Genomic DNA, 24,624 nt, shown 5'->3' on the forward strand with positions numbered 1-24,624 from the left:
AAAAACAGTTAAACCAATATGAGCAATGGATTCAAAAAGGTTAGAGCCGGCACTTAAGCCGATACCAACCATAAAGACCATCAAGCCTAAATCTTTCGCCATATTTAATGCCCCTTGAGGGACGTAACCGAAAGTAGGGTGGTTTGCACGTAAAAACCCAAGTGTAATACCTGCAATTAAAAGACCTGCAGCACTACCTAAACCAAACGCGATATGGCCAAACTTCATGGTAATTAAACCAAGCAGTAAACCTATGATAAAGAAACAACAAAAAGCTAATAAGTCAGCAATCTGGCTGTGGATAGAAATAAAGCCAATACGTTCTGCTAAACCATGAACACGACTTTTCTCGCCACTAACTTGCAGAATATCACCTTTGTTTAACAGAATGTTATGATCCATCGGCATTTCGATTTGAGCACGCACAACACGGTTTAAGAAACAACCGTACTCTGAAAGGTTCAATTCTGATAAACGCTTACCGGCTATACCATCGTTTTTTACCACGATCTCTTCTTCAATAATGCGGAGATCTAATAAATCACGATCAAAAACTTCTTTACCATTACGGAAGCTAGGATCAAGACGAGCGTGGCTGTCAGGGTAACCGACTAGCGCAATTTCATCACCTTCTTGTAAAATCGCATCACCGTCAGGGTTCGCTAATATACCGTTACGACGTACGCGTTCGATATAACACCCAGTTTGGCGGTAGATACCTAATTCTCGAAGGTTACGGCCATCAATCCAATTAATCAGCTCTGGTCCAACACGGTATGCGCGAATAATTGGCAGGTAAACTTTCCGTTGTGAGACTTCACCAATGCCACGTTCACGTGCAATTTGTTGTGATGATTCAGCAAGGTTTTGTTTTTGAAGTGTAGGCATGAGTTTAGCAAGGAATATCAGACTTACTAAACCCACTAAATAGGACATAGCATAACCAACACTTAAACTCTCTGTAAGCTGTTTAATCATTGCAGGATCGGTTATACCTGAAAGCCCAGTATTTAATGCGTCTTTAGCGCCCACTAAAACTGGAGTAGCAGTTAAGGAACCCGCCATTAAACCTGTCGCAAGGCCAATATCCATATGTAGATAATGCGCCATTGTCATGGTTATCGCGATGGAAGAAAGTAAAACGACGAGCGCAAGTAAAAGGTAGTGCTTACCGTCTCGAAAAAAGATGCCGAAAAAGTTTGGACCCGCTTCTATACCTACACAAAAAATAAACAGCATAAAGCCAATGTTTAAAGCGTCAGTATCAAAAGTAAAACCAGCATTACCAAACAGCAGTGCTGTAACTAAAACGCCAATAGAATTACCTAAGCTCATCTTAGCAAAACGTATTTTGCCAATACTTAAACCTACAGCAAGGACAACAAAGAGTAATAAAATATCATTATGGTGTAGAAGTGCTGCTACATCAATGTTCACAACAGAATTTCCGACAATAGTGGAGAAGTAAAAGTTGTCAAATTCTATCTGATTTTTTCAGACTGTTATAGCGTATATTCTAAAAAAATGTTGAAAGTTAGTATTAATAACTTCTGAATGTGTATTCTTAATAAGATGGAATAAAAGCGACAATAAAACGGATTACTGTACGTTAAAAATACTGTTCATTTACGTTGTCTGTAAGTAATAAAATAGAGAGCAAAAAAAAGGCCGAACAATGTCGACCTTTTATTAATTGAATTTATTTCTTATTGGAAAAGTAGATTATGTTCTTTAGAGTAAGCTTCAAATTCAGTACAGCCACCAATGTGCTCTTGATCAACAAAAATCTGTGGCACTGTTTCAACTGGTTTACCAACCGTTTTTTCTAGATCAGCTTTACTGATGCCTTCCGCGTGAATATCAACGTAACGGAAGTTAAAGTCGTCGCGTTCTACTTTAATTTTTTCTGCTAATTCCTTAGCACGTACACAGAATGGGCAACCTGGGCGACCAAAAATAACTACGAACATAAAATCTCTCCTGCAAAATTATGTTGTTACTATAACGTGTGTTTATTGATAGAGAAAGGGGGATTTACCTGTTAAAGCAATAGAGAAAATCGATGGTGAGATATATTTCAAGAAGGGACTACGCCAAAAAGTAAAGCCAAGCACGAGGCTTGGCTTGTATTACCGTTTAGGGCAACTTAGAAGTCGTAACGAATACCCATTTGTAATTCGTCATCTTGGTCATCAATTTGTTGGAATTTGTAACCAGCGTAAGTACGTAGGTTCTTATTGAACTTATAAATACCTTCTAATGCAAAGTAATCTTTATCGTCTTCTTTAACACCGGCAGTTTCTGATTGCTTGAAGTTGTATACCGCTTGAGCGATAAACTTATCGATTTTATATGCAGTAGCAAACTCGTAACCGGTAAGGTCCGTCTTACCATTTTCACCACTCGCATAAGTACCTGCAAGGTAGAAATTATTAAACTCGTAGCTTGCTGCTAAGTTGTATTGGTTAGCATCAACGTCAACACCATCTTTGCCACTTACATAACCTGCACCTAGAGATAGGCCAAATGGAAAGGCATATTGTGCAGCAATACCGTAGCTGTCTGAATCTTTGTCAGCGTTATTGTTTTCTGCAATGTAGTTAGCTGAAACTGTGAAATTATTGAATTCACCAGCGTATAAAAAGTTATTTTCACGTTTATCTTCGTTACCAGCAACAAGATCAACAGCGTCACCGCCGAAGGTAGCAAGAATATCTGTGTAATCTGTCAGCATAACCTGTGCTGAGTCTTGCTTACCGTAAGAGAACGCACCTGCTTGAGTATCAAACCCTGCAAATACGTAACGACTCTTTACAGTGGAATCACTACTATCAGAGATTTCAGCTTCATACTTACCAAAAGCAGTCACTTGATCAGTTATCTTTGCTTTACCTTTTAGATTAATACGGGCACGGCTCTTATCTTTAAAAGCATTACCTGTGCCACCATCTTTGTTTTTATCTGAAAGGTTAAAACGTGCTTCAGCACGACCACCAATACTTAGTGATTTATCATCATCTTGATAAACAGTTGCAGCGTTTACTGTTCCTGCTGTTAATGACGCTAAAATTGCCGATGCCGATGCCGATGCCAATGCTACTTTTTTCATTTTCTAATCCCCTAGAAAGAATGTTATTTGGGCTTCAGTGCCTCTTGAATGAGAGCAGATTAGTGCATGAATGTTAAATTTATGTGTAAGTAAAAAGTTACTTTCATTACATATATCAATGAACTAAGTAGGTGTTTTATGTGAACTGCTATGTATTTCGATTAAGGTGATATTTGATCACAAGAAAACATAGTCTCATGTAAATATATAGATAAAGAAACCAATTAAAGTCGGTTTAAAAGAGTGTGAATACTCCCCACCAAATAAAAAGTAAAGAAAAGAGAGGGGGGCGATTTAATCGCTATCAAATAAGTTAACGATATGATGATCAGGATATTGGATATGAGAATTGCTTTAGAATGTGGGATTTTATTACTCTAAGCTATAAAAGGTAATGAAAGTGCTATTTTGTCAACTATTTTGAGTTATATATCATCATTTATATGATAAATGGGGAGTTTCTATCATTTGTATCTCTCTATATATCGTATTTTTTCAAATTAAGCACAATGAATTTTTATGTCTGTCTTGTTTTATAAATAAATTAAATCATATGGTTAAAATCATATTGGATATCATTATTCCAATATAGTATATAGTATATAGTTATTCATGAATTCATATTCTCTAACAAAATTCAACAGATGTTATTATTAAAAATCTTTACAAAATCGGACGAATTCTCATTTTTTCTCACTTTCTTACCTTTTTCGTTAGTTAACCATTGATCTGGATCGCACCATCAATTAGAATTCGCGGCGCATTTAGCATGCACCTATATTTTAAAATTTATCACTTTTGTTGAATTACTCCTGCAGGGGAAATACATGTCTACGAAATTAGCGAACCCAGCGCCATTAGGCTTAATGGGTTTTGGTATGACTACCGTTCTTTTAAACATTCATAATGCTGGAATTTTTCCATTGGATTCAATGATCCTAGCGATGGGTATTTTCTATGGTGGTCTAGGTCAAGTTCTTGTAGGCATGATGTGCTTTAAGCGTGGTGATACGTTTGGAACAACGGCGTTTACTTCTTATGGGTTATTTTGGTTAACGCTAGTAGGTCTTATCGCATTACCTAAGATGGGTTTTGCAGCAAGTCCAGCACCGTTCATGGCTTGGTACCTAACACTTTGGGGCCTATTTACTGCATTTATGTTTATCGGGTCTTTACGTTACCCTCGTGCTAAACAAGTAGTATTTGGTTCTCTAACTATTTTATTCTTCTTGTTAGCAGCTCGTGACTTTACGGGTAATACAACAATTGGTTTTATCGCAGGTATTGAAGGTATCTTCTGTGGTCTAAGTGCAATTTACTTTGCAATGGCTCAAGTATTAAATGCTGAATACGGCCGCACAATTTTACCTGTTGGTGAGCTTAAGACTGAGCAAGTAAGCTTAAAAGCAGCTGCTTAATTTTGTTAAGCATTGAGACAAAAAAACCTCGTTGATTACGAGGTTTTTTTATATCTAAAATCTAAAAAATAACGCTATGACATGCGATAGAAATAATATTTAAAAGCAAGATTCAGTAATTTGAATGTTAGGTTTATAAGTAAAGTGGCCTTCAGGGTTAACATCATTTTCTTGACGTGATGTTGTTCTAAATTGTGAAGGGGTAATACCATATTTACGTTTAAATGCATCGCAGAAATACGCAGCACTCCCAAAACCAGATCGATTACTTATTTGTGAAATAGAATAATTTGAAAAAGTAAGGTAGTTCAACGCTAAACCCATTCTAACATCAAGTAATAATTGGCTAAATGAAACCCCTTCTTTTGCTAAATGTCGACGCAGTGTAGATTGCGTTGTAAAGAGCGCTTTGGCCATATCGTCGACACTCCACTTACGTTGAGGATCTTGGGTAATTAAGCGCGCAATAGTCCGCTCTTTAGGTTCATCATAGTTGAAGCGGTAAACGTTGAAGACATCAATACCTGCTTCATTTAATGCCATTAAAATAAAGACTAAACACTGGCTTAGCAGCGTTTTTTCCATGGAAGAGCCACATATCGAAGGCAGTAATTTATTAAACAGAACGAAGTTTTGATCCACTATTGCAGGTGTTGGGATCGTGTAGACAGGAGAACAACTTGCCGTTGGGAAAGTAGGCTGTTTTAACGCACTAATATATTTGAATGCTTCAGTGATAGATTCTTCATCGATCATCAACAATTGTAATTCAATATTTTCTTGGTTATTAAGCTGGTTAATAGAGCAAGAGATATGACTGAATTTAGGAACGACAAAAGTACTATTATTTTTTAATTCAATAGCATGACCGTTGATGTGAACATCACCCTGAACATTTGATAATTTTACAATCAAGTGGTGGTCGACATAAAACTCTTTTAGAACTACGTGGCTCTGAGAGAGGATACGCTTATATTTCATACCAGTACTGCTTCTCTAAAAGTGGAAACAAATCCATCATTACACACCATAACTAGGCGACCGTTCGATATGCACCGGTATTCTATTTTAGAATATGCTGATACCAAGGTACATGCGCATGAGTATAGGGTTAAAAGAAACGGTTGAATAGATGAAATCTACTCAACTCTTGTTATTGATCATATTGAGTATGTTTATCTATATAAAATGCATGCATCTTGATATGTGATTATAAGTAATTTAGGACTTATGCCCTGTAAACGGGATATGATGATGCTCATACGCTGTCGTTGTAAATACAAGGTATAAAAAAAGCTGCTTTGAAAGCAGCTTTTCTAACAAGTTTACGCTTAAAGATTAGCAAATAACCTTAATCGCTAGACCACCTTGAGATGTCTCACGGTATTTAGCATTCATGTCTTTACCTGTCTCAAGCATTGTTTCAATGACTTTATCAAGTGAAACACGTGGATCAGATGAGCGGCGAAGTGCCATACGTGTAGCGTTAATGGCTTTAACTGCCGCAATACCGTTACGCTCGATACATGGAACCTGAACTTGACCAGCAACAGGATCACACGTTAAACCAAGGTTGTGTTCCATTCCTATTTCAGCTGCCATGCAAACTTGTTCTGGGCTACCCCCCATCAGCTCAGCAAGACCAGCTGCCGCCATAGAACATGCAACGCCAACTTCACCCTGACATCCAACTTCAGCACCAGAGATAGAGGCATTACGCTTGTAAAGACTACCAATAGCACCAGAAGCGGCAAAATAACGTGTGTACTCTTTAGGACCAACAGACTGAACAAACTTGTCGTAGTAAGCAAGTACTGCCGGAATAATGCCACAAGCACCGTTCGTTGGAGCTGTTACAACACGGCCGCCAGCTGCATTTTCTTCATTCACTGCAAAAGCAAACATATTTACCCAATCAACAACTGTCATTGGATCGTTGCTTAGCTTTTCTGAGGTCATTAGTTGTTGACGAAGTGCTGCTGCTCGGCGAGGTACTCGAAGAGGACCCGGTAGGATGCCTTCTTCGTTCATACCGCGCTCCATACAATCACGCATTGTTTTCCAGATGTTAGCAAAGTAATTGCTAATTTCATCTTCTGTGTTCATTGCGCGTTCGTTCGCCATGACTAAAGAACTGACTGATAAACCATGTTCTTTACATTGGTCAATAAGTTCTGATGCAAACTTAAATGGGTAAGGAGCGACAACATTTGATTCTTGTGTTTTGCCGAAGTTTTCTTCATCAACAATAAAACCACCACCGATAGAGTAATATGTTTTAGAGAAAACATTCTCATCATCGATCCAAGCATGGATTGACATACCATTTTCGTGCAGTGAAAGGTTGGTCGTATGGAAATTCATACCGCCATCACGTGGAAAATCAACGGTATGACAATGCATACCAACAGGCAGACGCTCCGTTTCTTCTACACGGGCAATAAAGCCTGGAATACTATCGATATCAACATGCTCAGGGCTGTTACCAGCAAGTCCCATGATGATAGCGATATCAGTATGGTGCCCTTTACCTGTAAGAGAGAGAGAGCCGTATACGTCAACTGTAATTTTAGTTATGTCACGTAACTTGCCCATTGCACGTAAATCATCGATAAACTCTTTACCTGCTTTCATTGGACCGACAGTATGTGAGCTGGAAGGGCCCACACCAATTTTGTAAATATCAAAAACACTGATCATGTCTATTACCTCAGTCGGGGGAAGCGATTCTTGCCTCCGGCCATGACTGTATGCGTTTTATGACTCGCCACTTCCTTGGCGAGCGTACAAAAAAACAAGAGCAGGACGTTTAGCATCCTGCTCTTAATTATCGTATAGATTGCGCTTATTGTACCAGATCGCTATATCATTTCTTACATTTTACACTTCAAAAAAGAAGTATTTTTATGTTTGTATAACCGATAGTTATTACAATTTTAGAAAGCGCCGTAAATTACTGAACTGATTGCCGCAATACCACAAACCGCTGTGAAAATGCGTGCTGCAACAGATGTTTTGTATTTTGCCATTGCAGGTACTTTTTGCATCGCAACAACAGGCAGCAGGAATAGGATAGCTGCAATCATTGGCGCACCCATCGTTTCAATCATGCCTAAGATACTTGGGTTTTTAATTGCCACAATCCACGTAATGATAACGATAAATGCCAAAGACAGTTTTTCAATCGTATTTACAGGCAGGCTGCTACGAGATTTAACAAGACCTACAAGGCCTTCGTGTGCACCTAAAAAGTGACCAAAGTAGCTTGAAGTGATAGCAGCAAAAGCAACCAGTGGACCTAGGTAAGATATCGCAGGTGACTCTTTCACGTTTGCTAAGTATGAAAGAACAGAGATATTTTGCTCTTTCGCCATGTTCAACTGCTCTGGTGTCATAGACAATACGACAGAGAATACGAAGAACATAACAAAGCCCATGAGCATCATTGCTGCACCGCCTGTGATCATGTCCGTCTTCTTAACTGCATTATCGCCATATACATGGCGTTGCTCTTTTGCAAACTGGCTGATGACAGGGCTGTGGTTGAAAGAGAACACGATGATAGGAATCGCTAGCCAAATAACAGTAGGCATTGATGACCAATCAGGTGCCACAGACACCATTGACATGTTCCAATCAGGAATTAGGTAAATAGACAATAGAAGTAAAATGATAACCAGAGGGTAAACCATTGCCGACGTTGCTTTGAGCATCAGCTCTTTACCAAATACAACACCTGCAGTCATTAGTGAAATAAGCACACCGGATAGTAACCAACGAGGAACAGAGTCCATGCCTAATTGGTTAACCATGAAAGAATCCACTGTATTGGTAATACCTACACCGTAGATAAGTACAATCGGAAAAATAGCAAAAAAGTAAGCAAATGTTATAAGATTTGCGCCTGTTTTTCCGTAATGTTCTTCAACGGTATCTGTAATGTCAGCATTTGGATTTTTCGCAGAAAGAACAAAACGAGCAAGGCCTTTGTGAGCAAGCCAAGTCATTGGTGCTGCGATAAGTGCTAAAATAACCAACGGCCAAAAACCGCCCGCACCTGCTTTAATAGGAAGGAATAGAACACCAGCACCTACGGCGGTACCGAAGAGTGACAATGCCCATGTGAAATCTTTATAAGTCCAACGAGTTTTTTCTACACCAGTTTTAACTGCGGTCGATGTATTTTGCATTTTTTGTAATCCAAAAAAAGGGAACGGAACGGAACGTTGTTTAGGAACACGTGCATTCTCGCTATTTACGGCTGGAATACAATGATAAAGATCTCGTTATGTAATCGAATTTATTTGTTCTACAAAAAAAGCTCGTTGGGATCACAATTTTAAAGTTGTTTTTTTTTAATAAACGTCTAAAGAAGATTAACTATCATGCCAGATTTGATTCGATAGCAGTTTTATCATTTGTGCTGTAGCTCCCCAGATAGAGTAATTTTTATATGGGATATTGTAAACATGGTGGTTTTTGCCGTTGATTAAAAATTGATGTTGGCGAATATTGGATGGATTGAGTAAGTGAATAAGCGGCACTTCAAAGATATGTTCGACTTCATTGGGATCTGCGATGGGGATGTAATCTGGATCTATTGTGGCGATAAAAGGCGTGACCATATACCCACTTATGGTCGGTAAGGTAGAAAGGCAACCGTGTACATCATTGCGATAACAAGTAATATTTGTTTCTTCAAATGTTTCACGAATAGCGGTTGCGATTAAATCCTCGTCTGTCGGTTCAAATCGCCCACCAGGAAAAGCAATTTGTCCCGGGTGGTGTTTAAGATGTTTTGCTCTACGAGTTAATACGACATTAAAGCCATTTTCGCGATGAACGAGAGGGATCAAAACAGCAGCTTGCTTAAATCGGTATGAGTCTTCCCAATGTTGTCGAATTCGATCTTGATGGTTTTGATCATATTGAAGACTGGGTGCAAGAAGAAATCGACTTAAAATTTGCTGCTGTCCAACCATAAAACCTCGTTAGTAAAATGAAGGTGTATTCACCTTAAATATTTTTTTATTTTAAAAATCACTGCGATGCATTTATCAGTATCTATTGTAAGGTTGGCAGAATCTTACTCAATTTGTCGAGTGTTTCTTGATATTCGCTATCTGGATCACTATCAGCAACTATTCCGCCTCCAGCCCACGCATGAATTTTATGTTCATTAGTGACCAATGTACGAATCGTAATACTGGTATCCATTGTGCCACAACGACTGATATAACCGATGCTGCCACAATAAATGCTGCGGCGGTGCGGTTCTAACTCTTCAATAATTTCCATTGCTCGTACTTTTGGAGCACCTGTTATCGAACCACCGGGGAAACATGCTTTTAATAGATCTGTCGCACTGTGATCCGCTGGTAATTCGCCTGAGACTGTACTAACTAAGTGATGTACGGCAGGGAAACTTTCAATCTTAAAAAGGTGTGGTACTCGAACAGTACCGGGTGTGGCAACGCGACCAATATCGTTACGCAGTAAATCTACAATCATTAAGTTTTCTGCACGATCTTTTTCAGCATTTTGAAGCGCTAGGGCGTTGGCATTATCTTGAACGGTATTCTTGCTACGTGGTCGAGTTCCTTTAATCGGTTTAGTTTCAATCAGTCCATCACGAAGTTGTAAAAAACGCTCTGGAGATACCGATAAAATCGCACCTTGTTTTAAACGGATAAAACCAGAGAATGGCGCTCCGTTTTCTGCTTCAAGAGTTAGATATGCTTGCCATTCATTACCAGTGTAGCTGGCAGAAAAACGCTGCGCCAAGTTGATTTGATAACAATCACCAGACAACAGATAATCTTGGATTTTGTTAAATTTGTTACAGTAATCTTCTTTGGTCATATTGGATGACCAAGTAGATGTTAAGGAAAAGCTATCGACAGGGTTTAAATCTGTTGCGGATTGTTGTTGTGATAATGCCGTAAGGTGTTGTTCAAGCCATGTTTGACGCTTAGTCCCTTGTGGTTCTACTAGCGTTACGGTTTGTTCTTGATGATCAACAATTAATGCCCAGTCATAGATCCCTAATGCTAAATCAGGTAGCGGAATATCATGTTCAGAAATTGTTGAGATATTTTCAACCTGACGACCTAAATCGTAACTAAAATAGCCTAACGCTCCACCAATAAATGGCAGTGCCGTAATTGGACTAACTGCTGGTAATAATTGCGCTTGTACTGATTGTATGAATGCAAATGGATCACCGGTATACGTTTCTTCTGTACCATTTGCATAACAGACCTTGCTTATCCCATTTTCAGATTCAATAGTGGCTAAAGGATCGGCAACGACAATGTCAAAACGGTTATCTGGATGATTCTCTGCTGCCGAGCGTAATATCATTGCCCATGGCAAAGAAGAGAGTGGTGCAAACCATGTTAATGCCGCATCTTTTGAGTAGGCGAGCGATGTAATGCTTAATTCTGGATGTGATTTACAAATCATTTTCTTTTTTGTGACAAAAGTTTGATTGGCGCGTAGCGCAATAATAAGTGCAAGAGTATCATATTCAGAGAACGACGCCCAAAGATGTGCATGCAATTAACGTGAACATCTTCCCTACAAATTGAAAGTAAATTTCGGGCGCGATGGAATGATATAACTCAACGAGGGCAACTATGACTGTCATCCGTAAAGAAGACGTAATTAGTAGTGTGGCAGATGCATTACAATATATTTCTTATTACCACCCACTGGATTTTGTGCAAGCTTTAGAAAAAGCCTATAACAAAGAGCAAAGCCAAGCCGCAAAAGATGCGATTGCACAAATTTTAATAAACTCTCGTATGTCAGCCGAAGGGCATCGTCCAATCTGTCAAGACACAGGTATTGTTACCTGTTTCGTGAAGATTGGTATGAACGTACAGTGGGATAGCGATCTTACTGTACAGCAGATGATTGATGAAGGTGTGCGTCAAGGTTATACCAACCAAGATAACCCGTTACGTGCATCGGTTGTTGCGGACCCTGCTGGTCGTCGTATTAATACGAAAGATAATGCGCCTGCAGTTGTTCATATTGATATGGTGCCAGGTAATAAGGTTGAAATTCAGTTAGCAGCTAAAGGTGGCGGCTCTGAAAATAAAACTAAAATGGTGATGTTGAACCCATCTGATGATATTGCTGAATGGGTTGAAAAAACAGTACCACTGATGGGGGCTGGCTGGTGTCCTCCTGGTATGTTGGGTATTGGTATTGGTGGAACAGCAGAAAAAGCGGCTGTGCTTGCGAAAGAATCATTGATGGAATCAATTGATATTCATGAATTGAAAGAGCGTGGGGCACAGACAACAGAAGAAGCATTACGCTTAGATATCTTCGATCGTGTCAATAAGCTTGGTATAGGTGCCCAAGGTTTAGGTGGTTTAACAACAGTTCTTGATATAAAAATCAAATCCGCACCAACACATGCGGCTTCGAAGCCTGTTTGTATGATCCCTAATTGTGCCGCAACACGTCACGTGCACTTTACTTTAGATGGCACTGGTCCTGCAGAATTAACGCCACCCAAGCTAGAAGATTGGCCTGAAGTTACATGGGAAGTGGGCGATAGTGTTCGTCGCGTAAATTTAGATACGGTTACAAAAACAGATGTTCAAGAGTGGAAATCAGGCGAGACAGTTTTACTGTCAGGTAAGATTTTAACTGGTCGTGATGCGGCGCATAAACGTATTCAAGAAATGTTAGTCAAAGGAAAAGGTTTACCTGAAGGCGTTGATTTCAATAATCGTTTTATTTACTACGTTGGTCCTGTTGATGCGGTGGGTGATGAAGTCGTGGGTCCTGCGGGCCCTACAACATCGACGCGTATGGATAAATTTACCGATATGATGTTAGGCGAAACGGGCCTAACGGGAATGATTGGTAAAGCTGAGCGTGGTCCTGCTGCAATTGAGTCAATCAAGCAACATAAAGCCGTTTATTTAATGGCTGTTGGTGGTGCTGCTTATTTAGTTGCGAAAGCAATTAAAAAATCACGTGTAGTGGCGTTTGAAGATCTTGGTATGGAAGCGATTTATGAGTTTGAAGTCGAAGATATGCCAGTAACAGTTGCCGTTGATTCGAATGGTACCAATGCTCACCAAACAGGCCCTGACACATGGCGTGTAAATATCGCTGAAATGGAAAAATAAGCTTTATAAGCATATATAAGAAAAGGAGTCCTCGGCTCCTTTTTTATTGTCTCATTTATCTTGGAATGACTGTGATATTGACTCTATTTTCACATATGAAACAGGATTGTTAAGTTAAAAGCCTCTACTATTCATAGATATATATATTTTCATACATTTTTTAACAATAGAAAAATTTAGTATGAAACATCATGGAGAGTAGTATGAGATATCGCTTTTTTGCGGCATTGTTTACATGCTTAGCATTAATTGGCTGCAAGGATGATAAATCAGCGATTGCTGAGCCTGAATCTCGACCGGTTAAATTACAATCAGTTTCAGTTGGTAATAATGAATCACAACGGGCATTCCCAGCAATTGTTGAGGCTGGAGATAAAGCCGTTTTAGCTTTTCGTGTTTCAGGTCAACTTGCTAGCGTTGATGTACATCCTGGTCAATTTGTGACGAAAGGACAGATACTTGCAACATTAAACAACGATGAATTTTCACTGCTAGTGAAGCAGGCGCAAGCGCAATATGATTTAGCGAATGTGCAATTTAAGCGCGATAAAAAATTACGGAAAAAAAATGTGGTGTCAGAGCTAGATTACGATACCTCTAAAGCTAACTTAAAACAGGCCAAAGCCACATTAGATAAAGCAATATCGAATTTAAGTTATGCCAAGCTTATCGCACCTTATGACGGGCACCTTTCTTTATCCATGGTTGAAAACTATGAATATATCAGTGCAAAACAGCCTGTAATGCATATTCAAAGTGCTAAATTGATCAATATGACATTTCAGCTTCCTGATTATCTTTTAGCGCGCTTTCAAGGTCATGCCGAAATCATAAATCCTACCGTTGCTTTTGATACCTTAGCGAATCAAACTTTTCCCGCACAATTTAAAGAAATTGATACAGAGCCAGATAGCAAAACATCCAGTTATAAAGTGACACTCTCAATGGCGCGTCCAGAAGGCAGCAATATTATGCCGGGAATGTCGGGTAGCGTGACAATTGTTCTTCCACATGGAAATGCAGGCGCAATACCTATGCGTGCGATCATTACTGAAGACAGTAAAAACTATGTTTGGCGTGTTGATGATAATCAGCAAGTTGTTAGAACTGAAGTCATATTAGATAACAATAATCGTGTGATATCAGGTTTAGAAGATGGCGATGTTATAGCGACATCAGGTGTTTCTGAATTGCAATCAGGTCAGAAGGTCCGCTCATGGATCAAGGAGCGTGGATTATGATCAAACGTTATCGTTTATTGACATTGGCAATCTGTACAGCATGGTTACTTCAAGGTTGTGAGAAACCAAGCGTTGAGCCGCGCGAAGCGCAACCGCGAGTAAAGGTACAGCAGGTACAGTCAGGCAAACAATCACCGAAATTAACGTTTCCAGCAGTGGCATCTGCGGCTGATAAATCTATTTTATCGTTTCGTATTGCAGGAGAAATCACGCAAATATTAGTACGCTCAGGAGACACTGTTAAAAAAGGGCAGGTATTAGCGCGATTGGATCCACGTGATTACACATTAGAGGTGGATGACGCTCAAGCTAAATACAATGTTATTGATAGCCAATACCGCCGTTCCGCAACGTTATTAAAAAATGGCTATTTACCCCAGTCTCAATTTGATGAATTAAAAGCTAAGCGAAGTATTGCGAAAGCAAATCTTGATTTAGCCAAATTAAAATTAAGTTTTACTGCGCTAAAAGCCCCATTTAGTGGTGTGATTTCAACTATTCCCGTTGAGCAATTTGAAAATATCAAAGTAGGTCAGCAGATTATGAATATTCATAGCACTGATTCTGTTGATATCGAGATCCAAGCGCCTGATATGATTTACTCCAAGCAAAGTATCTTGGATGTTAATAAAGCACAGGGTTCTTCCTCGAAAGTCATTTTACCCAATAATGAAAAATACGTGGTGACATTAAAAGAATTTACCACTGAACCAGATCCAGAATCGGGTTCATTTTTAGTGACCTTAACGATGCCGATGCCCAAAAATCAGTTCATTTTGGAAGGTATGCCCGTTGAAGTTGAAGCCGATGCTCAGAAGTTACAAGTTTATCAAGTTGGGCAGCAAATCGTACCTCTTGAAGCCTTATTTAATTTAGACGGTGATGATATTACCTCAGATCAGAAATATGTTTGGATACTGACACCAGACAATACGGTGTCGAAACGCCTTGTGGTAACCGATAAAGTTGTGCCTGAAGGGGTGCGATTAAAATCTGGTGTTAAACAAGGGGAACACGTTGTTGTTACAGGCGTTAACCGCTTACGAGAGGGACAAAAAGTGGTGGTATTAGCTAGGGAGGGGCAATAATAATGAAGCAAGATATCGCGACTTATTTTATTAAGAATAAAGTGATCAGCTGGATGCTGACGCTAATATTTCTTGTCGGTGGAACCTTTTCTTTCTTTGGTTTAGGCCAATTAGAAGATCCAGCATTTACTATTAAAGACGCTATGGTTGTTACCTCTTACCCTGGGGCGACACCACAGCAAGTTGAAGAAGAAGTTACCTATCCAATAGAAAAAGCGATTCAGCAGTTAACCTATGTTGATGAAGTGAATTCTATTTCGAGTCGAGGGTTGTCACAAATAACAGTGACAATGAAAAACAATTATGGCCCTGACGATTTACCACAAATTTGGGATGAATTACGCCGTAAGGTCAATGATATATCCTCTAATTTACCTCCAGGTGTAGCTAAGCCTAAAGTCATTGATGACTTCGGTGATGTTTACGGCATTTTGTTAGCTGTAACTGGTGATGGATATAGCTATAAAGAGCTCAGTGACTATGTTGATTACTTGCGCCGAGAAGTTGAACTTGTTGATGGTGTAGGAAAAGTGGGTGTTACAGGTAATCAGCAAGAACAAGTATTCATTGAAATCTCAATGCAGCGACTCAGCAGCCTCGGTATTTCTTTAGATACAATTTACAATATTCTAGCGACACAAAATTTAGTGACGAGTGCGGGTGCAGTGCGTATTGGTGATGAATATGTTCGTGTTCATCCTACTGGTGAGTTTAAAAATGTTGATGAACTGGGCGATTTAATCATTACCGATAAAGGCGCTAATGGGCTGATTTACCTTCGAGATGTTGCTGAGATCAAAAAAGGTTTCAACGAAATTCCAGACAACTTAGTTAGCTTTAATGGTAAAGAAGCGCTGAACGTCGGTATTTCTTTTGTCGCTGGAGTTAATGTTGTTGAAGTAGGTCAACGCGTTATGCAAAGGCTGGCAGAACTGAAAGAACAACAGCCAGTGGGTATTGATATTGATGCAGTATATAGCCAGCCGATTGAAGTAGATAAGTCAGTAAGTGGTTTCGTTGTTAGTTTAGGGCAGGCTGTTGCCATTGTTATTGTGGTGCTGCTTTTCTTTATGGGACTTCGTTCAGGCTTACTGATTGGTTTAGTCTTGCTTCTGACTGTTTTAGGCACCTTTGTGTTTATGAAGTGGTTAGCGATTGATTTACAACGTATCTCGTTAGGTGCCCTAGTTATTGCACTGGGTATGCTGGTGGATAATGCCATAGTGGTGGTCGAGGGGATATTGATAGGCATGCAGAAGGGGCGAACGCGAATGCAAGCGGCTTCTGACATTGTGACTCAAACCAAGTGGCCACTGTTAGGGGCAACAGTTATTGCGGTAATGGCATTTGCGCCAATTGGTTTATCGCAAGATTCAACGGGTGAATATTGTCGAACACTGTTTACGGTGCTTCTGATCTCACTGATGTTGAGTTGGTTTACAGCGATATCGTTAACGGCCTTCTTTGCCGATCTTTTCTTTAAAAACGTCAAAGTGGATCAAGATAGTGATCGAAAAGATCCGTATGGCGGTATTTTCTTCACCGTATACCGTAAGTCATTAGAGTTTTGTATGCGTCGCGCATGGCTAACAGTGATCACCTTGATCTTGATGTTAGGTTCTAGCTTATATGGCTTTACATTATTGAAACAATCGTTCTTTCCTGCATCTACAACGCCAATGTTCATGGTAAATGTATGGCTTCCTGAAGGAACCGATATTCGTGCAACTAATAATACGTTAAAACAGCTTGAGAAAGTGGTTGCAGCGGAAAAGGGCGTAGAATACGTCAGTTCAAGTGCGGGTAAAGGTTCGCAACGTTTCATGTTGACGTATGCAGCAGAGAAAAGCTACGCCGCTTATGGTGAGTTAATTGTGCGTGTTGACTCATTTGATAGTGTTGTTCCTGTAATGAAAAATTTCCGTGAACAATTAGATAAACAATTTCCTGAAATTGAATACAAAGCCAAACTGGTAATGTTAGGGCCTTCATCCGGCGCTAAAATTGAAGCGAGGATTGTTGGTTCAGATCCAACCGTCTTACGTGGTATTGCGTCGCAAGTGGTGGATGTAATGAATGCAGATCCTGGTGCATTTAACATTCGACATGACTGGCGAGAGCGTACCAAAGTTATTGAGCCAATATTTAATGAAAGCCAAGCTAGACGCTATGGCATTACTAAAAAAGATGTTGATGAATTACTACAAATGGAATTTTCGGGGATCAATATTGGTCTCTATCGTGAAGGCACAAACCTCATGCCAATCGTGGCACGTTTGCCTGAGGATGAGCGAGTCGACATTAGTACCATAGAAGGCATGAAGATCTGGAGCCCAGCTATTCAAGGCTATATTCCACTGCAACAAGTGGTGCTAGGTGTCAATGTACGTTGGGAAGATCCATTAGTGGTGCGTAAAAATCGTAAACGTGTGTTAACAGTAATGGCGGATCCGGATCCTATTGGCGAAGAAACGGCAGCGACAGTACAAAAACGTATCATGCCCGCAATCGCTAATATTGAACTGCCTGAGGGTTACACCTTGGAATGGGGAGGGGAGTATGAATCATCAGCAGATGCTCAAGCCTCGCTATTCCAAACGATGCCGATGGGTTATTTAGCTATGTTCCTAATTACAGTTTTGCTTTTCAACAAAGTAAAAGAAGCATTGATTGTATGGGCAACCGTGCCATTGGCAATCATTGGGGTGACACTAGGTTTGTTGTTACTTAATACGCCATTTGGTTTCATGGCATTACTTGGTTTCTTAAGTCTATCCGGTATGTTAGTGAAAAACGGTATCGTATTGTTAGACCAAATTGAGATTGAGATAGCCAGTGGTAAAGAGAAATATTTAGCCGTGTTAGATGCGGCCGTCAGTCGTGTACGCCCTGTTTGTATGGCTGCTATCACCACTGTTTTAGGTATGTTACCGCTTTTACCGGACGTGTTCTTTAAGCCAATGGCAGTGACCATTATGTTTGGTTTAAGTTTTGCTACCGTATTAACGTTAATCGTTGTTCCTGTGTTATATCGTTTATTCCATAAGCTTAAAGTACCGACAAAAGAAACCGCTTAATGATGAATTAAATTAACTTAAATTAAAAAGGCTTCCGATTCGGAAGCCTTTATTTTTATAAAGCTATTTAGCGTTTGGTTGACTTCAGTGATTAAGCGTTCACTTTCCAGCTAATGGTTTCACCCGCTTTAATAGGTACAACCGTGTTGCTACCAAATTGCATTTCATCTGCTACTGTCCACGACTCTTTTACAAGCGTAATAGTATCTGTATTACGCGGTAGGCCGTAAAAATCTGGGCCATTAAAGCTAGCAAAACCTTCTAATTTATCTAGTGCACCTGCTTGCTCAAAAACTTCTGCATATAGCTCGATAGCTGCATGAGCAGTGTAAGAGCCAGCGCAACCACATGCCGCTTCTTTCATGCCTTTTGCATGTGGTGCGGTATCTGTACCTAAGAAAAACTTCTTGCTACCACTGGTTGCTGCATCCACTAATGCTTGCTGGTGAGTGTTACGTTTTAAGATAGGCAAACAGTAGAAGTGTGGGCGAATACCACCTGCTAGCATATGGTTACGGTTAAACATTAAGTGGTGAGCTGTAATGGTAGCAGCAACGTTGTCACCTACATTTTGAACAAACTTTACAGCATCTGCTGTCGTGATGTGTTCAAGTACAATTTTCATTGATGAAAATTCTTCAACAATAGGACCAAGTACAGTATCAAGGAATGCTTTTTCACGATCGAAAATATCAACATGATTGTGTGTTACTTCACCATGAATCAGAAGCGGCATACCAGCTTCTTGCATCGCTTGTAATGCGGGACGAATTTTATCAATTGAAGTGACGCCAGAATCTGAGTTAGTCGTTGCGCCAGCAGGATAGAGTTTAGCTGCATATACATGACCTGATGCTTTGGCTTTCTTAATTTCTTCAGGTGATGTGTTATCTGTTAGGTAGATAACCATAAGTGGTGAGAAAGTTGGGTTTGGTTGAGCGTCAAGAATGCGGTCACGGTAAGCTAAAGCTGATTCTGTATCAGTAACAGGAGGGATTAAATTAGGCATGATGATCGCGCGCCCCATGTAACGGCTAATATCCCTTACTGTATCTTTTAATACATCGCCATCACGTAAATGTGTGTGCCAATCATCAGGACGAGTAATCGTTAATGTTGTCATTTTTTTTCCCTTCCAAAAAATTTGTCCGATTTTAAAAGTATCGTTGCGCTAAGTAAAGGTCATTAATTCAACAATCGGTTTGATTGTTGAATTAAAAAGCAATCGTTTGCCAAAAGAGAATATGATCACAGCACTTTAGTTAGAATCTGTGTATCATTAATCTCTTTTCTTCATGCTTATTACTGAATAAACCACAAAGAGCATGCCTATAGCATGATAAAAAGTAAAAGGTTCATTAAGTAATGTGATAGCAAAAACTGCGGTAATAGCAGGGCCAACATTACTGGTTAAACTTAGCAGTGATGGATTTAATTTTTGCATAGCGGCAGCAACAAAAAATGATGGCAACACAGTACAAAAGATCCCTAGCGCGATCCCAAGCAGGATAAGTACTGGATCCAGCTCGATCACATTGACGCCTTGCCATTGGCTTTGAATTAAAATAATGATCCCCGCAGATCCCATTCCGATACAGGTAAATAATTGGCTTCCCATTTGGGTAATTAACTTTTTACTCATGATTAAGTAACAAGCGAAAACGAATGCAGATGCAATGGCTAATCCACTCCCTAGCAAGACATTATTCCCCATACTTCCTAGATCATGAAAAACAATAAAAGCGACGCCAATATAGCCAAGTGCAATTGCTTTAAATGTACCTTGTGCTGGCTTTTGTTTTAGGACACTCCAACTAATTAAAACGACGAAGCTTGGAAATAGAAAAATTAGTAGTCGTTCTAGTTGTGCGCTGATATGGGCCATGGCTGCAATATCAAGGTATGACGCAACATAATAGCCTAAAATTCCAATAGCGCTTGCTGCTAAACCATATCGTTTCAGATTATCTCTATGCTCTATTTTTCTTAATAGCCACAGCATCATAACGATATAAATTGGCACAGAACTTATCGCTCGTAACGACATAATCGACACCACATCTCCACCATATTGATAAGCAAGTTTGATAAAAACGGGCTTGATAGAAAATAAAGCAGTACCGATAAGGGCATAAACAATGCCTTTATTGAGTTCAGCATAAGTGGAGCTGACGCTTTCGTTAACTGGGTTGTTGTTTGAGTTCGATGATGTCATGTGATTTCTCGCTTAAAGATGAAAAATAATGCTGCGAGAAATGCGGAGGTCACTGGCTGAGCATAACTCACAGCCAGATAGCAAAACTCTACCGGCCGGATGGCAGTAGTGAATTGAGGAGCCAAATGTAACAAGTAAAAATAGATTAATAAATCATAGTGTTGCCTGTTTATTGAACGCTAATTTCAACTTACAAGAGATAAAAAACACTTACAAGTAATTAAGTGCAATTGCTGAGTTTTTTTCTTAAATCAGATGAAAATTTTTCGGTAATAAAATCGATAAACACGCGTTGGCGATAAGGCATATTGATATTAGGCAAGTATTGTATGAACACAGTACCTTGGTAATTATCAAGTAGTCTCCAATCGTTAAGTACTGCTGTAAGGGCTTTTGATTGCAAAGCTTTTTGAGCGACGAATACAGGCAATACTGCAATGCCAAAGTGATTTAATGCTGCGTCTAAACGCATCTCTGTATGATTAACAATATAGCGCCCATTCACTGTTACTTTCAGCTCTTCATCTTCAGATTTAAATCGCCATTGGTTGTCAGTATTTGTTTCACCTAGATAGATACAATCATGCTGGGCTAATTGCTTTGGGTGCGTTGGTGTCCCTTTCTTTTCAAGGTAATAGGGGCTTGCACATAATACTAGATCGTTAGTGGCTAATTGTTTGGCAACTAAGTTATTTTGAGGCTCGTTGGTTAACCTAAAAACGACATCTACGTCGTGATAGAGCGGATCGATCGGTTTGTCTGTAACTTGGATTTTTAGTTGTAGCTTTGGGTAAGTGTCAACAAATTCCAGTAATAGGGGTTGGAGTACCTGACGACAAAACGCTTTCGGTGAAGCTATGGTGAGTATTCCTTCAATATCTTGCTTTTGCTTACTGGCTATATTTACTACATCTTGGGCTTGCTGAAGAATATTTTTACCATATTGGTAAGCTTCTTGTCCTGCAATGGTGAGTGATTGGCTACGGGTACTGCGTTTGATCAGTTGTACTTGAAGTTCTTTTTCTAGGCGGCTGATTTGACGGCTAACACCTGATGGTGTCATTCCCAAATTTTTTGCTGCATGACTGAAGCTCTCTGATTCTACAACAGTGACAAAAGCTGCAATATCAGGAAGAAGTTGAATAATTTTATTTTTGTCCATCAGTCACAAATCCTTTGCTTATTGGCGGTATTATCAACATCAAGTCAAACATATACCATTCAATCTTACAAGAACAGTGACTAAAACAGTGTAAGAAAGGATGTGTGTAAATGGAGCAGGTCGAGCAGAATAAAAGTGTATTTTTAAATACATCGTTAATAGCAACAATAGGCGTGTTAGCTGCCGCTGTATTTTGGGGAACCAGTTTTGGTGTGGCAAAAGAGTCCTTGCTCTATACCGGGGTATTGATGTTTTTGGTGATTCGTTTTTGTTGCACACTTTTAGTGATATTCCCCTTAGTAAGCAAAAAATTAAATAGGCAGGTTTGGCGACAATTAGCCCCAACTGGAGGCATATTAAGCATCATTTATTTGGCCGAAACTTACGGACTGAAACACACATCGGCTTCAAATGCTGCTTTTCTTATTAGCCTATTTATTATTTTTACTCCTGCTGTTGATGCATTGTTTAATCGTCATAAACTTGCGGTTGCAGATTTATTTGCCGGATGCATTGCGATTGCTGGTGTGTGGTTATTAGTAGGAGATAGCCTGAATACGGTAACGTTCAATATCGGTAATATTTTAATTTTGATCGCTGCGTTGGGACGTGCTGCTTTTGTGGTGATGACTAAAAAGAAGATGAATCAACAACATTGTGATCCTATGGTGGCAACATTTATCCAACTATCAGTGGTAACTGCTATTTGTATTAGCTTATTGATTTTCACTGTCCCTGTAGATCAATTCATCATACCTAGTGCGCCAGAGTTTTGGATATATATTGGTTACCTAGTTATTTTTTGTACCTTGTTTGCATTTTACTTTCAAAACTATGGGGTGAAGCATACTAGTCCTACTCAAGTCTCTTTTTTATTAGGATTAGAGCCTGTATTTGGTGGTTTGTTTGCACATTGGTGGTTAGGTGAACAATTTGAACAGCTTCAATGGGTAGGGGCGGGAATGATTGTATTGGCAGCTATGTTTATTTCAGTTAAACCGAAATGTAAATTTTTCTCTAAAATACAAAAGCCGATCTGATGATCGGCTCCATTTATTTGCCTAGCTTAAATTACAGTTTAAATTTGTGAACTAATTTATTTTGTTCAGTGGCTAAGCTATCTAACATGGTACTGGCTTCTGCCATTTCTTCCATTGCATTGTAGTTACTATCAGCAATATGGCTAATATCCTCTAAACTACGGGCAATGTCGGCAGTGGTCGTACGCTGCTCTTCCGCTGATTGTGCAATTTGACTACTCATTTGGCTAATTTCAATGATAATCGCCTGGATTTCTTCCATTGCACTATTGGCATCTGATGCTTGATTAATACTGTTGTCCATTTCTGTTACACAGCTTTGCATCATCTCCATCGCTTGGCCTGAACTTCCTTGAAGGTTTTGGATCATCGCTTCAATTTCAGAGGTAGAGTCGGTGGTACGTTTCGCGAGAACACGTACTTCATCGGCAACAACGGCAAAGCCTCGTCCTTGATCGCCAGCACGGGCCGCCTCAATGGCAGCATTCAGTGCGAGTAGGTTAGTTTGGTCGGCAATATTACGAATAACATCCAAAATAGAGCCAATATTACTGCTCATTTGTTGAAGATCAGCAACGGCAGTTACAGAGTCATCTAAACGAGTTGAAAGCTGATGGGCAATATTGATGTTTTTACTCATTACTTCACGACCTGTTGCTGATGCACGTTCCACTTCATGAACACGTTCCATGGTGTTTTGCGCGCTTTGCGATACGTCAGTAACTGAGTGTTCCATCTCTGTCATTGCTGTTGCCACTGAAACGGTTTGCTCTCGTTGTTCATTGAGTCGCTGTTTTGCTTGTGCTGTTGTACTTTGGTTTTCTGCTGCAACTTGAGTGAGGTTTTCAGATGCTTTACTTAGCTGGCTTAAAATTTGTTGGAGGTTACCAGCTAACGTATTGATGTGGTGACTTAATTTTTTAAATTCAATGAATTGACTGCTTTCTGTGCGCTGCGTCATATCGCCATCAGTTAATGATTCAAGGGTTTTAAGCATAGAAACTAGTGGACGACGAACACTTCGTGCCAAATACCAACCAATAGAAATTGCTAATAAAATAACGACAATCGCAATACCAACAGCTTTGGTAACGCCTTGATTGTAAGTGTTATCAGCTGTTGCAATCGCTTGATCCATTTGATTGGTCGCTTGCTGATTAAATTGCTCAAGAATTGATAGTGCTTGGTTAACTTCTTTAGTTAGCGTGGAAATGTTGTCGTAAAGGCGTGTTTTTGCTTCAATATATTCATAGTGTTGATCTAGCACACCGCCTTTTTTACCGATATCTAACGTGTATTGAGTAACAGATTTACCGAATGTTTCTTTTAAGCCTGAAAGTAGGGTTGTTAGGCTACGAAATGCGTTGGCAAGATGGTTTACACTGCGTTTATTCGCCTTCATTGCTGCTTTAATCTTACTTATATCGTCAGTAGCAAGGGCGTCTGAAGTAATGGTTTCTGTTTCTTTTAACTTCACAAAGAAATTTTTAGCCATCATTTTAACAGCCATATTATCTTGTTCATTAATGTATTCTTTCATACCAATGCTGAGCTCAGCTTGCAAACGCTGGAAGCGTCGTGCTGATTGTTGGCGCTCATAACCAGCTAACATTTGTGCGCGATAATTACCCATCGCGGTTTGAGCTTCGCTGAAGTAACGTTGTTCTAATTCGGTTAGCGCTTTAATGTAAGATGTTAATTCAGGATTACTTTCAGCAATGGCTACAAGCTCTTTACGCGCAGAGACGAAGTCTCTTGTCGCTTTACGAAAATCGGCCTCATAAGTTTTCATTGCGGCTAGATCTTGACTGGTTAAAAAGTCTTTAAAAGTTTTGTCTGCGGCAAGAAGTTTAACACTGACTTTATTTGATATAGAGACTAAAGGAAGTGCGTCTGTTGTTACTGTTGTTAACTGGTTATGGATACGGTTTGTTCCATCAAGCATGAGCACGATGGTTAAAACAAACAATGCAACCATAACCACAAAACCTGAGTACATGCGACGTATGACTGAAGTTTGGCTAGATTTCTTCATAATATCCCTATATTTAGCAAAGGGTCAGTGTCATCATAATGCTGACCTATTAGTCATAAATGTAATTTGATAATGGTTAATCCTTT

General features: G+C 39.6%; 18 protein-coding genes. 6 read left to right on the forward strand and 12 right to left on the reverse strand.

The features are described 5' to 3' along the window. The 3 genes from SKA34_RS12765 to SKA34_RS12775 form a co-directional block, all read right to left on the reverse strand. A partial coding sequence (locus SKA34_RS12765; protein ID WP_006645950.1) for an aspartate:alanine antiporter occupies positions 1-1,437 on the reverse strand: 1,437 nt, incomplete at its 3' end. Positions 1,438-1,706: 269 nt separating this feature from the next. After that, complete coding sequence (locus SKA34_RS12770; RefSeq protein WP_006645951.1) at positions 1,707-1,970, reverse strand: GrxA family glutaredoxin; 264 nt, start codon at positions 1,968-1,970, stop codon at positions 1,707-1,709. A gap of 176 nt (positions 1,971-2,146) precedes the next feature. Then, positions 2,147-3,109: a porin gene (locus SKA34_RS12775; RefSeq protein ID WP_006645952.1), complete on the reverse strand. Its 963-nt coding sequence runs from the start codon at positions 3,107-3,109 to the stop codon at positions 2,147-2,149. 827 nt (positions 3,110-3,936) lie between these two features. Here SKA34_RS12775 and SKA34_RS12780 point away from each other — a divergent pair. Next, complete coding sequence (locus SKA34_RS12780) at positions 3,937-4,527, forward strand: GPR1/FUN34/YaaH family transporter (RefSeq protein WP_006645953.1); 591 nt, start codon at positions 3,937-3,939, stop codon at positions 4,525-4,527. A gap of 99 nt (positions 4,528-4,626) precedes the next feature. Here SKA34_RS12780 and SKA34_RS12785 read toward each other — a convergent pair whose 3' ends face one another. The 5 genes from SKA34_RS12785 to pabB all read right to left on the reverse strand — a co-directional run bounded on the left by SKA34_RS12785 (position 4,627) and on the right by pabB (position 11,088). Then, positions 4,627-5,508 (reverse strand): helix-turn-helix transcriptional regulator, encoded by an 882-nt coding sequence (locus SKA34_RS12785; RefSeq protein WP_006645954.1) that lies wholly within the window; start codon positions 5,506-5,508, stop codon positions 4,627-4,629. Between the two features lie 357 nt (positions 5,509-5,865). Continuing rightward, positions 5,866-7,227 carry an L-serine ammonia-lyase gene (locus tag SKA34_RS12790; RefSeq protein WP_006645955.1) on the reverse strand — a complete coding sequence of 454 codons (1,362 nt, stop codon included), beginning with the start codon at positions 7,225-7,227 and terminating at the stop codon, positions 5,866-5,868. A 236-nt stretch (positions 7,228-7,463) separates the two neighbouring features. Then, positions 7,464-8,717: an amino acid permease gene (locus SKA34_RS12795; RefSeq protein WP_006645956.1), complete on the reverse strand. Its 1,254-nt coding sequence runs from the start codon at positions 8,715-8,717 to the stop codon at positions 7,464-7,466. A gap of 186 nt (positions 8,718-8,903) precedes the next feature. Further along, entirely contained in the window at positions 8,904-9,509 is a 606-nt protein-coding gene (locus tag SKA34_RS12800) for a CoA pyrophosphatase (RefSeq protein ID WP_006645957.1), read from the reverse strand. A gap of 82 nt (positions 9,510-9,591) precedes the next feature. Further along, positions 9,592-11,088: an aminodeoxychorismate synthase component I gene (gene pabB / locus SKA34_RS12805; protein ID WP_006645958.1), complete on the reverse strand. Its 1,497-nt coding sequence runs from the start codon at positions 11,086-11,088 to the stop codon at positions 9,592-9,594. Between the two features lie 77 nt (positions 11,089-11,165). On the opposite strand from pabB, the gene SKA34_RS12810 reads away from it, so the two are divergent. The 4 genes from SKA34_RS12810 to SKA34_RS12825 all read left to right on the forward strand — a co-directional run bounded on the left by SKA34_RS12810 (position 11,166) and on the right by SKA34_RS12825 (position 18,086). Continuing rightward, positions 11,166-12,680, forward strand: coding sequence for a fumarate hydratase (locus SKA34_RS12810; RefSeq protein WP_006645959.1), 1,515 nt, complete (start codon positions 11,166-11,168; stop codon positions 12,678-12,680). Between the two features lie 203 nt (positions 12,681-12,883). Then, complete coding sequence (locus SKA34_RS12815) at positions 12,884-13,921, forward strand: efflux RND transporter periplasmic adaptor subunit (RefSeq protein WP_006645960.1); 1,038 nt, start codon at positions 12,884-12,886, stop codon at positions 13,919-13,921. Next, positions 13,918-15,009 (forward strand): efflux RND transporter periplasmic adaptor subunit, encoded by a 1,092-nt coding sequence (locus SKA34_RS12820; protein ID WP_006645961.1) that lies wholly within the window; start codon positions 13,918-13,920, stop codon positions 15,007-15,009. Before SKA34_RS12815 ends, SKA34_RS12820 begins: the two co-directional genes overlap by 4 nt. 2 nt (positions 15,010-15,011) lie before the next feature. After that, on the forward strand, positions 15,012-18,086 hold the full coding sequence (locus tag SKA34_RS12825; RefSeq protein ID WP_006645962.1) for an efflux RND transporter permease subunit: 3,075 nt from the start codon (positions 15,012-15,014) through the stop codon (positions 18,084-18,086). 91 nt (positions 18,087-18,177) lie between these two features. Here the strand turns inward: SKA34_RS12825 and pyrC are convergent, their stop codons facing one another. The 3 genes from pyrC to SKA34_RS12840 form a co-directional block, all read right to left on the reverse strand. Then, the gene (gene pyrC / locus SKA34_RS12830; RefSeq protein ID WP_006645963.1) at positions 18,178-19,209 is read right to left on the reverse strand and encodes a dihydroorotase; all 1,032 of its coding nucleotides are present in this window, start codon (positions 19,207-19,209) and stop codon (positions 18,178-18,180) included. A gap of 156 nt (positions 19,210-19,365) precedes the next feature. Next, entirely contained in the window at positions 19,366-20,301 is a 936-nt protein-coding gene (locus SKA34_RS12835; protein ID WP_006645964.1) for a DMT family transporter, read from the reverse strand. A 220-nt stretch (positions 20,302-20,521) separates the two neighbouring features. Then, complete coding sequence (locus SKA34_RS12840) at positions 20,522-21,463, reverse strand: LysR family transcriptional regulator (protein WP_006645965.1); 942 nt, start codon at positions 21,461-21,463, stop codon at positions 20,522-20,524. A gap of 173 nt (positions 21,464-21,636) precedes the next feature. On the opposite strand from SKA34_RS12840, the gene SKA34_RS12845 reads away from it, so the two are divergent. After that, positions 21,637-22,503 carry a DMT family transporter gene (locus SKA34_RS12845; RefSeq protein ID WP_232284274.1) on the forward strand — a complete coding sequence of 289 codons (867 nt, stop codon included), beginning with the start codon at positions 21,637-21,639 and terminating at the stop codon, positions 22,501-22,503. Between the two features lie 31 nt (positions 22,504-22,534). On the opposite strand, the gene SKA34_RS12850 is transcribed toward SKA34_RS12845, so the two are convergent. Next, on the reverse strand, positions 22,535-24,538 hold the full coding sequence (locus SKA34_RS12850) for a methyl-accepting chemotaxis protein (protein WP_039860351.1): 2,004 nt from the start codon (positions 24,536-24,538) through the stop codon (positions 22,535-22,537). Between the last annotated feature and the right edge of the window lie 86 nt (positions 24,539-24,624).

Origin of the sequence: Photobacterium sp. SKA34, assembly GCF_000153325.1 — a bacterium.
Lineage (GTDB): Bacteria > Pseudomonadota > Gammaproteobacteria > Enterobacterales > Vibrionaceae > Photobacterium.